This window comes from Nonomuraea sp. NPDC049421, assembly GCF_040677005.1.
GTDB classification, from domain to species: domain Bacteria; phylum Actinomycetota; class Actinomycetes; order Streptosporangiales; family Streptosporangiaceae; genus Nonomuraea; species Nonomuraea salmonea.
The window spans coordinates 335,696-348,466 of the sequence record NZ_JBFAQA010000003.1 but is presented as its reverse complement, the minus strand read 5'-3'; the positions used below and the strand labels follow the sequence as shown (position 1 = coordinate 348,466).

Annotated in this window: 11 protein-coding genes; all 11 read right to left on the bottom strand. The window is 73.6% G+C overall.

All coding sequences use genetic code 11. The annotated features are described in order from the left end of the window. Nucleotides 1-11 precede the first annotated feature (11 nt). A complete protein-coding gene (locus AB0K18_RS07680) occupies nt 12-1,406 on the bottom strand; it encodes a GH1 family beta-glucosidase (RefSeq protein ID WP_364911316.1) in 1,395 nt (464 codons plus the stop codon). A gap of 41 nt (nt 1,407-1,447) precedes the next feature. Beyond that, on the bottom strand, nt 1,448-3,442 hold the full coding sequence (locus tag AB0K18_RS07675; RefSeq protein WP_364911313.1) for a beta-galactosidase: 1,995 nt from the start codon (nt 3,440-3,442) through the stop codon (nt 1,448-1,450). Next, the gene (locus AB0K18_RS07670; protein ID WP_364911310.1) at nt 3,439-4,464 is read right to left on the bottom strand and encodes a LacI family DNA-binding transcriptional regulator; all 1,026 of its coding nucleotides are present in this window, start codon (nt 4,462-4,464) and stop codon (nt 3,439-3,441) included. Before AB0K18_RS07670 ends, AB0K18_RS07675 begins: the two co-directional genes overlap by 4 nt. Before the next feature lie 150 nt (nt 4,465-4,614). Continuing rightward, nucleotides 4,615-5,574: an arabinan endo-1,5-alpha-L-arabinosidase gene (locus AB0K18_RS07665; RefSeq protein WP_364911308.1), complete on the bottom strand. Its 960-nt coding sequence runs from the start codon at nt 5,572-5,574 to the stop codon at nt 4,615-4,617. 413 nt (nt 5,575-5,987) lie between these two features. After that, nucleotides 5,988-7,001 carry a LacI family DNA-binding transcriptional regulator gene (locus AB0K18_RS07660; RefSeq protein ID WP_364911305.1) on the bottom strand — a complete coding sequence of 338 codons (1,014 nt, stop codon included), beginning with the start codon at nt 6,999-7,001 and terminating at the stop codon, nt 5,988-5,990. Beyond that, entirely contained in the window at nt 6,998-8,086 is a 1,089-nt protein-coding gene (locus AB0K18_RS07655) for a Gfo/Idh/MocA family oxidoreductase (protein ID WP_364911302.1), read from the bottom strand. The genes AB0K18_RS07660 and AB0K18_RS07655 overlap by 4 nt, the downstream gene beginning before the upstream one ends. Further along, complete coding sequence (locus AB0K18_RS07650) at nt 8,083-8,928, bottom strand: amidohydrolase family protein (RefSeq protein WP_364911300.1); 846 nt, start codon at nt 8,926-8,928, stop codon at nt 8,083-8,085. Before AB0K18_RS07650 ends, AB0K18_RS07655 begins: the two co-directional genes overlap by 4 nt. A gap of 34 nt (nt 8,929-8,962) precedes the next feature. Continuing rightward, a complete protein-coding gene (locus AB0K18_RS07645; protein WP_364911297.1) occupies nt 8,963-9,424 on the bottom strand; it encodes a VOC family protein in 462 nt (153 codons plus the stop codon). Continuing rightward, a complete protein-coding gene (locus AB0K18_RS07640; protein ID WP_364911294.1) occupies nt 9,421-10,395 on the bottom strand; it encodes a transketolase C-terminal domain-containing protein in 975 nt (324 codons plus the stop codon). The genes AB0K18_RS07645 and AB0K18_RS07640 overlap by 4 nt, the downstream gene beginning before the upstream one ends. After that, nucleotides 10,388-11,335 (bottom strand): thiamine pyrophosphate-dependent dehydrogenase E1 component subunit alpha, encoded by a 948-nt coding sequence (locus tag AB0K18_RS07635; RefSeq protein ID WP_364911291.1) that lies wholly within the window; start codon nt 11,333-11,335, stop codon nt 10,388-10,390. Before AB0K18_RS07635 ends, AB0K18_RS07640 begins: the two co-directional genes overlap by 8 nt. Beyond that, on the bottom strand, nt 11,328-12,770 hold the full coding sequence (locus AB0K18_RS07630) for an adenylosuccinate lyase family protein (protein ID WP_364911290.1): 1,443 nt from the start codon (nt 12,768-12,770) through the stop codon (nt 11,328-11,330). Before AB0K18_RS07630 ends, AB0K18_RS07635 begins: the two co-directional genes overlap by 8 nt. Nucleotide 12,771 lies beyond the last annotated feature (1 nt).

Below are 12,771 nucleotides of genomic sequence, written 5' to 3'. Positions count from 1 at the left end.
CCCCTTGGACGTCAGCCGACCGGCAGCTTGCCGGAGGTGACCACGTCGCGGTACCAGTGGGCGCTGTCCTTCCAGGTGCGCTCCATCGTCTCGCGGTCCACCCGGACGATGCCGAACCGCTTGGCGTAGCCGTGCGCCCACTCGAAGTTGTCCATGAGCGACCACACGAAGTAGCCGCGTACGTCCGCGCCCTGCGCGATGGCCTCGCTGACCGCCGTCAGGTGGCGGTGCAGGTAGTCGACGCGGTCCTGGTCACGGACGCGCCCGTCGGGGGAGACCGGGTCGGGGAAGGCCGCGCCGTTCTCCGTGATCATGGTGGGCAGGTCCGGGTAGTCGCGGTGCAGGCGCAGCAGCAGCTCGGTCAGGCCGGTCTCGTCGATGTTCCAGCCCATCTCCGTGTACGGGCCCGGCTGCCGGACGAACTCCACGCTCTCGCAGGCGATCCACGGCGAGGCGGCGCCGTCCTGGTGGCCGTCGGCGGTCTCCTTCGGGCCGCTGCCGTCCCAGTGGCGTACCAGCGTGGGGTTGTAGTAGTTGACGCCGAGCACGTCGAGCGGCTGGCAGGCGGTGGCCTCGTCGCCGTCGCGCACGAACGACCAGTCGGTCACCCCGGCGGTGTCGGCGAGCAGGTCGGCCGGGTAGGCGCCCTCCAGCATCGGGCCGAGGAAGGCCCGGTTGGCCAGCGCGTCCGCACGGCGCACCGCGTCGGCGTCGGCCTCCGACACGCCGCGGACGTGGTGCAGGTTGAGCGTCACCGACATCTGCGCGTCCTTGGCCGCGGTCGAGCGCAGCGCCTGCACGGCCAGGCCGTGGCCCAGGTTGAGGTGGTGCACGGCGGCCAGCGCGGCGGCCGGCTCGGTACGCGCGGGGGCGTGCACGCCGGAGGCGTAGCCGAGGTAGGCCGAGCACCACGGCTCGTTCAGCGTGATCCACGTGTGCACGCGGTCGCCGAGCGCCTCGCCCATGAGCCTGGCGTACTCGCCGAAGCGCTCCGCGGTGTCGCGGTGCGGCCAGCCGCCCGCGTCCTCCAGCTCCTGCGGCAGGTCCCAGTGGTAGAGGGTGGCGACCGGTGCGATGCCCCTGCTCAGCAGGCCGTCCACGAGCCGCTGGTAGAAGTCGAGCCCGGCGGCGTTGACCGGGCCGGTCCCGCCGGGCTGCACGCGCGGCCAGGAGATGGAGAAGCGGTAGGCGCCGACGCGCAGCGCGGCCAGCAGGTCGAGGTCCTCCTCCAGGCGGTGGTAGTGGTCGCAGGCCACGTCTCCGGTGTCGCCGCCCGCCACCAGGCCGGGCGTGTGGGAGAAGGTGTCCCAGATGGACGGGCCGCGGCCGTCCTCGTTCCAGGCTCCTTCGACCTGGTAGGCGGCGGTGGCGGTGCCCCACACAAAGTTGTCGGGAAAGACGGACATGTCACTCCTTGAGGTGATTAATGGCGAATTCAGGGTGAAGGTCAGGCAGTAACCAGGGCGGCGACCTCGCGCGGCGCCAGCGTGATCGCGCCCTCGGCGGGCGCGCCGGTCAGCAGGTCGTCGGCGCGGCCGGGCAGCTCCACCCGTACGTCCCGCGTCCCGTGGTTGAGCACGAACAGCACCTCGCCGCGGCGCACCGCCTCCACGCCGGGCGGCAGGCCGGGCAGTTCGCCCGCCACGCCCGCGTCGGCCAGCACGCGCTCGGCCAGCGCGCCCAGGGCGGCCGGCTCGGGCATCGTGCCGACGTACCAGGCCAGGCCGTCGCCGTGCCGGTGCCGGGTGATCGCGGGGTGCCCGGCCAGGTCGCCGTCGGCGAACTCGGCCACCACCTCGGCGCCCTCGGCGGTCAGCAGCTCGGTCCAGGTGTCGGCGGCGAACCCGTCCTCGCCGCCGCCCCACCGGCACCGTACGGGCCCGCCCACGGGCAGCCACTCCTCGCCGGAGACGCCCAGCACCTCGCGCAGCGGCGCGGGGAAGCGCCCCGTGCGGATGTGCGAGCGCGGGTCCACGATCCCCGAGAACGGCCCCACCACGAGCACCCCGCCGCTGCGCGCGTACGCGTCCAGCCAGGCCGCCTGCTCGTCGCTGACGAGGAACAGGTTCGGCACCACGACCAGCGCGTAGCCGTCCAGGTCCGCCCCCGGCGGCACCACGTCCACGGCGACGCCGCGCTCGAAGAACGGCACGTAGTAGTTCAGGAGCTGCTCGTCGGCGTTGAGCCGGTCGCTGGGCCGCCCGCGATCCTCCAGCGCCCACCAGCTGTCCCAGCCGAACACCATCGCCACCCGCGCCGGCACCTCGGTGCCGGCCACCCGGGAGAGCCCGCGCAGCTCCTGACCGTGCGCGCGCACGGCGGCGTGCAGCCGCGTCTCAGGACCGGCGTGCGGCACCATCGCCGCGTGGAAGCGCTCGGCGCCGAAGCGCGAGGCCCGCCACTGGAAGTAGCACAGCCCGTCCGCGCCGCGCGCGAGCGCCTGCAGCGACTCCAGGCGGAACTGCCCCGGCGGCTTGGGCAGGTTGTGCGGCCGCCAGTTGACGGCGTTGGTGGCCTGCTCCATCAGCAGCCACGGCCGGCCCTCGGCCAGACCGCGCATCAGGTCGTGGGTGAGCGCCGTGCGCGCCGGGGTGAGCGGGTCGCCCGGCTCGGGGTAGCAGTCGTTGGCGACCACGTCCTCCTCCGCGGCCCACGCCCAGGCGTCGACCGGCTTGAAGAAGCCCATGAAGTTCGTGGTGACCGGCACCTCGGGGGTGCGGGCGCGCAGCAGGTCCCGCTGGGCGCGGAAGTGCGCGAGCATCTGGTCGTTGCAGAAGCGCCGCCAGTCGAGCCGCTGGCCCGGATTGATGATGTACGGGGCGGTGCGCGGCGGCAGGATCTCCTCCCAGTCGCCGTAGCCCTGGCTCCAGAACGTCGTGCCCCACGCCTCGTTGAGCGTCTCCAGGTCGCCGTGCCGCTCGCGCAGCCAGCGGCGGAACGCGGCGGCCGACTCGTCACAGTGGCAGAACTGGCCGTACTCGTTGCCCACGTGCCACATCGCCAGCGCCGGATGGCCGGCGTAGCGGTCGGCGAGGGCGGTCACGATGTCGAGGGAGCGCTCCCAATAAACGGACGAAGAAGGACAGAACTGGTTCCGCGCGCCGTACCAGAGCGTCGTGCCCGACTCGTCCACCGGCAGCGTCTCCGGCCAGCGGTGGCCCAGCCAGGGGGGCGGCGAGGCCGTCGGCGTCGCCAGGTCCACGGCGATGTCGTGCCCGGCCATCAGGTCGAGCAGCCGGTCCAGCCAGCCGAAGTCGTGCTTGCCCGGCTCCGGCTCCAGCCGCGCCCAGCTGAACACGCCGACCGTGACCAGGTTGACCCCGGCCGCACGCATCAGCGCGGCGTCCTGTTCCCACACCTCCTCGGGCCACTGCTCGGGGTTGTAGTCCCCGCCGAACAGCAGTCCCCTCTTCTGCGTGAGGGTGTGCATTCCGAGCTTCACGAAGCGGCTCCCGTACGTGGTGGTGCTGAACTGTCGCCGGTCACCAGCCGGCAGGGCACCAGCCGCTGCCGGGGCGGCCCGCCGCCGCCCAACCGGTCGATGAGCATGCGGGCACCCAGCCTGCCCAGCTCCGCGCTGGGCGGTTCGAGCGTGGTCAGCCTGGGGTGGAACATCTCCGCGACCCGCGCGGACGACAGCACGAGCAGCAGGGTCAGGTCGTCGGGGACGCGCAGGCCGCGCCGCGCCGCGGCGGCCAGCACCCCGGCCGCCGCGCGGTCGTCCATCACGGCCAGCGCGGTCACGCCGGGGCGGGCGTCGAGCAGGGCTTCCAGCGCCCGCGCGCCCTCCTCCGGCGAGCCTGCGTGGCCGCCGTCCACGTACGCCAGCCCCGCCTCGCGGGCGGCGGCGGCGAGCGCGTCCGAGGCGCGGACGGCGGGGCCGTACCCGGCCGCGAACGCGGCGGCGGGCAGGTTGACGAAGGCCAGCGCCCGGTGGCCGAGCCCGGCCACGTGCGCCACGGCCTGCCGCGCGGTCGCGGCGAAGTCGATGTCGGCGTAGTCGATGCCGCCGGGCTCGCGGGTCCGCCCGATCATCGCGAACGGCACCCCCGCCCGCGTCAGGAACGCCGGCCGCTCGTCGTCGAGCCGCACCTCCATCAGCAGCACGCCGTCCACCAGGCCGAGCCCGGTCAGGTGGCGCAGCTCCTCGATGGGTCCCGCGCTCTCCGGCGAGAGCAGCACGTGGTAGCCCAGCTCCTTGGCCGCCTCGGCGGCGCCGGTGGCGAAGCGCATCTCCGTCGGCCCGAAGCCGCCGATCGGCGCGGGGAACAGCAGCGCGAGGATCCGGGTGCGTTTGCTCTGCAGGCCCCTGGCCAGCAGGTTCGGCCGGTAGCCGAGCTCGCGGGCGGCCTGCTCGATGCGCAGCTTCGTGGCCGCCGCCACGGGGCGGGTGCCGTTGAGCGCGGCCGAGACGGTGCTGACGGCCACCTGCGCGCGTGCTGCCACGTCGCGCAACGAGGTCATGGCGCTCCAACGGTCGATGTGAGAAGTCGAAACGTTTCGCAAACCTAAAGTCCGATTTGCGGCGTTGTCAATGGGCAGGATTGCGGGCGCCCGAAAGTCACCGGGGCGGCGGGTGCCTTGAGACGCCCGCCGCCGCAGGTCAGTACCCGTTCAGTACACGTACGGCCAGCCGGCCGAGTCCCAGCCGATGAGGTTCACGCCCAGTTTCGGCGTCCCGTTGTCGTTGCGGTCGTAGTAGTGGTAGACGAGCAGGTCGCCGTCCACGTCCGACATGACGCTCTGCCCGCCGGGGCCGACGACCTGGTCATGGGTCTCCAGCACCATCGTGCCGCCGCCGCTCAGCATCGAGCGGCCTGAGCGGTCCACGTACGGGCCCGTGGGGCTGGTGGAGCGGCCCACCTTGATCTTGTACGTGCTGTTCAGGCCCGCGCAGCACCGGTCGTAGGAGGCGAACAGGTAGTAGTGGTTGCCGTGCCTGACGATGTCGGGCGCCTCCACCGCGTACGGCGCGTCCGGCCGGGTCGCCAGGTGGTGGAGCGTGCGGTCGGAGGAGTGGCGCTTGCCGGTCGAGGGTTCGAGCCTGATCATCTTGATGCCCGTCCAGTACGACCCGAAGCTCAGCCACCACCGGCCCGAGGCGTCCACGAGCAGGTTGGGGTCGATGGCGTTGTGGTCGGAGCTCGTCGTCGTGGAGTAGACGATGCCCTGGTCGCTCCACGAGCCGGGCTGGCCGGTCGAGCTGGTGGCCAGGCCGATCGCCGAGTTGTTCGAGCCGAAGCTGGAGACCGCGTAGTACATCAGGTATCTCCCGCCCTGCTGGGAGATGTCGGGCGCCCACGGATCGTTGCCCGATGAGTACGTCCGCCACCACGACGGCGGCGTGCGGAAGGCGGAGCCGGACCTGGTGAAGTGGACGCGGTCGGTGGAGGTGCGGGCCTCCAGATAGCCATGGGTGGAGTAGAGCACGTAGTTGGACGAGGTGCGGATCATCGTGGGGTCGTGCACGACCACGTCGCCGGTCACCCGGCCGGGGCCGGGATAGGCGAACGCGGCTCCCATGAGCGTGAGTGCCGCCGCGATGGCGGCGACGGGACGGAACAGGCGGCGCAAGGGTCCTCCTTCGATCGGGAAAGGTGACCGCTTCGCTCCGCCGGACGCCGCGCCGGGTGCGTCGCAGGCAATGTAGGCGCGCTTTTCCGCCACCGTCAACCCTGCGGTTGTCCGGCGTGAAAGTTACACGCCGGATATATCGGCGGGTGCCAGGTGACCTGCCAAGATTCCGGACATGCCGAGCTTGTGGCTTGACGGAGCGTCTTGACGTCCATAGGTTCAGGCCACTTTCGACCCGTGATGTTAGCGCTAACAAAAGCTCTGGCATCAGCGCCGCCGGAAGCCGCGCCGCGTCACACCGACCGGCCGGACGTTCGCGTCCGGCCGGCCACCGCCATGACCGGCACAAGCCCGCGCTTCCGCGCTTTCCGCGCAGTGTGGGAGGCAGGGCGCGGGTCCCGAGGGCAGGGGAGTCAGCCGGTCGGGGGAGCGGTGGAGCGCCGGTGGATGAGCTCGATGGGGCCGGTCAGCACTTCGGCGACCGTCGCGTCCGGGTCCAGGCCGCCCAGCAGCGTCACCCCGCGCCGGCCCAGCTCGGCCAGCGGCATCCGCACGGTGGTGAGCGCCGGGTTGAGATAGCTGGCCAGGTCGAGGTCGTGCACCGCGACGATGGAGACGTCGCGCGGGATCTCCAGCCCGGCCGCCCGCACGCCCTCCATCGCTCCGATGGCGGAGGCCACGTTCGCCACGAACACCGCCGTCGGCCGCTCGCCCTCGGGCGCCTCGGCCAGCAGCCTGGCCATCGCCGCGGCCCCGCCCGCCGGCGTGTAGTCGGCCGCCGTGATCGGCCCCTCGGTCAGGCCGGCGTCGCGCATCGCCGCCGAGTAGCCGGCCGACCTGCGCGCGGCCGTGTCGGCGCGCGACGGTCCCGCGAGGTGCGCGATGCGGCGGTGGCCCAGGCGTACCAGGTGCTCGACGGCTAGCGCGGCGGCCCGCTGGTCGTCGAGGATGACGTAGCGCCTGACCCCCTGGCCGCGGTTGTTGAGCATCAGCCACGGGATCGCCGCCTGGTCGAGCTGCGCGGCCAGGTCCGCGTCCTCCCCCGTGCCGGCCAGCAGCAGCCCGTCGATGCGGCCCTGCCCGATGCGGTCCATGTACTCGCCGAGGCCGGCCCCCATGGCGCTGCCGGTGACCAGCACGTAGCCCTGCGCGGCGGCCTCCGACTCGGCGCCCTTGATGATCTCGGCGTAGACGGGGTTGGCGAAGTCGGGGATGAACAGCCCGAACATGTGCGCCCGCGACGTGCGCAGGCTGCGCGCCGCCACGTTCGGCCGGTAGCCCAGCTCCTCGATCGCGGCCAGCACCCGCTCGCGCGTCTCCTGCCGGATGTTGAGCGTCGGGTCCTTGTTGACGACGCGCGAGACGACGGCCCTGTCGACCCGCGCCATCGCGGCGACGTCGGCGAGCGTCACGCGGGCGCGCTTCATGCCGGTGATCCAGGGCGTACGCTCCGGCCGCTGTCCATCGACCGGTAGAGCGCGTCGAGCAGGCGCAGCGTGCCGAGGTTGTCGGCGCCGGACGTCTCCGGCTCGCCGCCCTCGGCGACCGCCCGCAGCAGCGACCCCATCGGCCCGGCCACCGCGTCGGGCAGCCAGCGGCGGGTCACCGGGTACGGCAGCCACCCGTCCGTCGGCAGCGCCCGGCTGCTCACCTCCAGGGTGTCGGGGCGGCCGTGCGGATAGTCGTACAGCAGGCCGAGCGTGCCCCTGATGGCGCCCTCGGTGCCGTCGATGCGGAAGGCCGCCTCGCCGTCGCCGGTGCGGTTCTCGTGGGTGGCGTGCACCAGCGCCCGCACCTCGCCGGGGTAGACCAGCGTGCTCATCGTGCGCGTCTCGCCCTTGGCGACCTGGCCCGGCGTCCGGCTGCCGGTGCAGAAGACCAGCTCGGGGTCGCCCAGGACGGACCTGATCGCGTCGAGGTAGTGGATCGAGTGGTAGACGATCTCCAGCCGGTCGGTGGTGACCAGCCAGTCCCACGCGCTCCAGTCGGTGAAGATGTCGACGGTGAAGGTCATCGCCGTCGGCTCGCCGATCCAGCCCTGCCGCACCATCGCGCGGGCGGCCGCGATGCCCTCGTCGAAGCGGAGCTGCTGGTTGACCGCGATCTTGCGGCCGGCCGCCGCGGCGAGGTCCACCAGCTCCTGGCCGGCGGCCACGTCCGGCGCGAACGGCTTCTGGCAGAGCAGGTGTTTCCCGGCCGCCAGTGCCTGCCGTGCGATGCCCGGTTGCGCGCCCGGCGCGACCGCGATGTCCACGACCTCGGCCCGCCCGTCGGCCAGCAGCTCCTCCAGCGTCCCGTACACGCGCGGCACGCCGTGCCGGGCGGCCACCTCGGCGGCGCGGCCCGCGTCGAGGTCGAACAGACCGGCCACCTCCAGCCCGGCCTGCCGGTAGGCGGGCAGGTGGGCCACGTCCACGATGGCCCCGGCGCCCACGATCGCGACCGGCCGGCGGTGCTCGGCCGGGATCGCGAGGTCGGCGGCGGCCGCGATGGGCGCGAACACGTCGATCACCGCTCCTCCATCCCGTAGCAGCGGGCGGCGGTGCCGCCGAGCAGCTGCGCGCGGCCGGCCTCGTCCAGGCCAGACAGCGCGACCAGCGTCTCCCGCCACACCTTGGCGTAGTCGCCGGCCAGCGTGGCCACCGGCCAGTCGCTGCCGAACATCAGCCGCTCGGGGCCGAACAGCTCGATCGCGTGCTCGACGTACGGCCGCAGGTCCTCGCCGGTCCACGTCCCGGCGTCGGCCGCGGTGTTCAGCCCCGACACCTTCGCGTACACGTCAGGGCACTGCGCGGCCCGCGCCAGCAGCGACGCCCACGGCTCCCACCCCTTGTCCTTGATCGGCGGCTTGGCCAGATGGTCGATCACCATGCGCAGCCCCGGCACCCGCTCGGCCAGCACCGGCACGTGCTCCAGATGCCGGGGCAGCACCGCCACCACGTCGAACGGCAGCCCGGCCGCCGCCAGCAGCCGCAGCCCCTCGATCACGGGCTCCTGGAGCACCCAGTCGGGGTCGGGCTCGTCGTGGATGAGGTGCCTGATCCCGGCGAACTTCGCATGCCGCCGGTACCGCTCCAACGCCTCGGCCGCCTCATCGGGCCGGGCCAGCGGCACCCAGCCGACGACCGCGCCGATCACGTCGTACGCGTCCGCCTGCGCCAGCATCGCGTCGGTGTCGGCGTAGGAGTCCATCGCCTGCACCAGCACCGTGCGGTCGACGCCCGCCTCGGCGAGCTGGGGCAGCAGCTCGGGCGGCTCGAACGTACGGAAGATCGGCCCCGACTCCGGCGTCAGCCAGGGGTACGAACCCGTCTCCAGGTTCCAGAAGTGCTGGTGGGCGTCGATGACGGTCATCCAGCTCCCCTTCCCGTGATCAATCGTTTGAGCGTCACAAGGTAGCAGGAGGTTGGACGAGCTCCAGGGTGATCTCGTCCGGGTCCAGGAAGTAACAGGCGTAACCGCCCTTGTTGACCCCTGCGGTGATCTCGGCGGGCGGGTTGACGAAGCGGACCCCGGCCGCCGACAGCCGGGCGTGCTCGGCCCGCGCGTCCTCGACGGCGAGCGCCAGGTGGGCGGCGCCGGGCAGGTGGCGGGCCGGGTCGCGGGCTGCACCGCGCGGGCGTACGTACTCGACCAGCTCCAGGTCGTGCGTGGAGACGCCGCGCGGCTGCCCCGGCACGGCGAGCTGGGCCACCCGCAGCACCGCGTCGGGATGGCCGACCAGCCGCCGGGTGTAGGCGTTGTCCTGCTCCTGCGCGTGCACCAGCGTGAAGCCGAGCAGGTCGCGGTAGAAGGCCACGGACCTGTCGAGATCGGCCACCGTGAACGAGAAATGCCAGACGCCTCTCATCCCTTCACCAGCTCCCGTACGCTCGCGGCGATCCGCGCGGCGTCCGGCACCAGCGACTCGGCCAGCACCGGCGCGGCCGGCATGCGCACGTCCGGCGTGCCGATCCTGATCGGCGGCGCGAGCAGCGGCGCCCCCGCCTCCGTGACCCGGGCGACGACCTCGGCGCCGAAGCCGCCGGTGACGTTCGCCTCGTGGACGACCGCGAGCCGGCCCGTCCGCCGGACGCCGCCGAGCACCGCGCCGACGTCGAACGGGTTGAGCCACGGCGTCTCCAGCACCTGCGCCTCGACACCCTCGCCGGCCAGCCGCTCGGCCGCCTCCAGCACCCGGTGCGTCATCGCCCCCCAGGTCACGATCGTCACGTCCGAGCCGTCGCGGCGGGTGCGCGCCCCGCCCATCGGCTTGACCGGGCCGTCGGTCTCGACCGGCTGCTTGGCGCCGGAGTACAGCGTGCGGTTCTCGATCACCAGGACCGGGTCGTCGCCGTGCACCGCCGTCACCAGCAGGTCGTACGCGTCCTGCGGCGTGCTGGGCAGGCATACCCGCAGCCCCGGCACGTGCAGGAACAGCGCCTCCAGCGACTGCGAGTGCTGCGCGCACGCGCCGGGCGCGTTGCCCTGCTGGGTGCGGATCGTCAGCGGCGCCGTCAGCCGGCCGCCCGAGACGTACCGCACGTTGGCCGCCTGGTTGACGATCTGGTCCAGCGCGACCAGCGAGAAGTCGGCCCACATGATCTCCACGATCGGGCGGCGGCCGAACATCGCCGCCCCCACCGCGCTGCCGAGGATCGCCGACTCGCTGATCGGGGTGTCGAAGACCCGCTCGCCGTACTTCCCGCGCAGCCCCCGCGTCACCCCGAACACGCCGCCCGGCACGGCCACGTCCTCGCCGTAGACCAGCGTCTGCGGCAGCTCCTCCATCACCCGGTGCAGGGCCGCGTTCACGGCCTCGCCGTAGGTCAGCTCACGCATAAAGGTGCTCCCTCGCCGTCGCCGGGTCGGCGGGCGGCGCCGCCAGCGCGGCCGCCGCCGCGGCCTCCGTCTCCTCGCGGGCCCGCCGCTCCACCGCGTCGATCTCCCGCTCAGGCACGCCGTCGGCCAGCAGGCCCGCGCGCAGCCGCGCGATCGGCTCCCTGCGCCTGATCCGGTCCAGCTCGCCCGGCTGCCGGTAGGTCTCGGCGTCGCCGATGTAGTGGCCCACCAGCCGCTCGGTCATGCACTCCAGCAGCGTCGGCCCGCCGCCCTCGCGGGCCACCTCCAGCGCGTCGCGCACGTGGAAGCGCACCGCCTCCGCGTCGTTGCCGTCCACGCGGTGGCCCGGCATCCCGTACGCGGCGGCGCGGTCGGCCAGCCGCGCGTTGCCCACCATGCCGGCGATCGGCGTCAGCTCCGAGTAGCGGTTGTTCTCGCACACGAACACCACCGGCAGCTTGAAGGCCGCGGCGAAGTTCATCGCCTCGTGCACCGCGCCCTGGTTCATCGCGCCGTCGCCGAACACGCTCACCGCGGCCCGGCCGGAGCCGTCGTGCCGGCCCGCCAGCGCCGCCCCGCAGGCCAGCGGCGCGCCCGCGCCGACGATCGAGTTCTCGCCGTGGAAGCCGTACTCGGCGGCCGTGAAGTACGCCGAACCGCCGCGCCCCCCGTTGACCCCGCTCGCCCGGCCCATCAGCTCCGCGAACAGCGGCTCCGCCGGGACCCCGCGCGCCAGCGCCCAGCCGTGCCCCCGGTAGGTCGCGAACAGCGCGTCCTGCTCCTCCAGCTCGCCGCACGCCCCGACCGGGATCGCCTCCTGCCCGACGCACAGGTGCACCGACCCGACGATCGGGCCCTGCACCCGCAGGTCGCGCACCTTCTCCTCGAACGCGCGGATCCGCCACATGGCCAGCAGATCCGCCAGCCGCCGCTCACTCATGCCCGCTCCTCCAGGTCTTGAGCGCCGCGGCGCAGATCGCCCCGGCGTCGCCGACGTAGGACTCGGGCGGGATGGGCAGCGGGCCCAGGCTCTCCAGGTCGCCGGGCCCCGCCGTCCCGCGCAGCGCGTCGGCCAGCGCCAGGCCCTGCTCGCGCGCCTCCTGCGCCGCCCGGTAGACCAGGTCGTGCGCGCGCTCCCTGCCCAGCGCCGGCGCCAGGCGCATCATGTACGCCTCCGCCATGATCAGGCCGCCCTCCGCGTCCAGGTTGGCGCGCATCGCCTCCGGATAGACCCGCAGGCCCGCCGCCACGTCGGCGGCCGTGGCCAGCGCGCCCGCGGCCAGCTCGGCCAGCAGCGGCACCACGTACCACTCCACCTGCCACTCGCCGGCCGCCCGCTCGTGCCCCGCCTCCATCGCGCGGAACAGGCCGGAGCTGAGCGCGCCCGCCGTGCCGGACATGCCGATCACGGCCTCGCAGCCGATCGGGTTCGCCTTCTGCGGCATCGTCGAGGAGGCGCCCCTGTGGTGGCCGCCCGCCTCGCGCACCTCGCCCACCTCGGTCCTCGACAGGTCCACGACCTCCCGGGCGAAGCGGGCCGCCGTCGCCGCCAGCGACGCGCACGTCACGCCGAACTCCGCCACGCCGTCCCTCGCCACGTGCCACGGCACCTCGGTCGTCCGCAGGCCCAGCTCGCGCGCCATGACCGCGCGGACGTCCGACGAGCGCTCGCCCATGGCCGCCGAGGTGCCGCCCGCGCCGAACAGCGACACCACCCGCACCTGCCGCCCGGTCGCGGCCACCCGCTCGCGCTGCCGCGTCACCTCCGCCAGCAGCACCGCCATCTTCGCCCCGAACGTCGTCGGCACCGCCTGCTGCGCGTGCGTACGGGCCGCGATGACCGTGCCCGCGTGCTCGTCCACCAGCCGCGCCACCGCGTCGCCGAACCCGCGCAGCAGCTCGGCCAGCCGGTCGAGCGCCTCGCCGAGCTGCAGGGCCAGGCCGGTGTCCATGATGTCCTGGGTGGTCGCGCCGTAGTGCACACGCCCGTCCGGGCCTTCGGGCAGCGCCGCCGCGATCATCCTGACGAGGGGGAGGATCGGGTAGCCCACGTTCACCGCCTCCGACCACAGGCGCGGCAGGTCCACGGTGGCGGGCACGCAGGCCGCGGCGATGGCCGCCGCGTCCTGGCGCGTGATCACGCCGGTCTCCGCCTGCGCCGTGGCCAGCGCCGCCTCCGTGCGCAGCCAGGCCAGTACCGTGCGCTCGGCGGAGAGGATCTCGGCCATCGCGGGGTCGCCGAACAGCTCGGGCAGCAGCTTGAACGTCTGCCGCGTCGTCTGCCGTGTCGTCTGCCGTGTCGTTTGGGAGATCGTTTGGGAGGTCGTCTGAGGGGTCGTCTGGGGAGCCGCCTGCGGGGTCCTCCGGGGGGTCAAA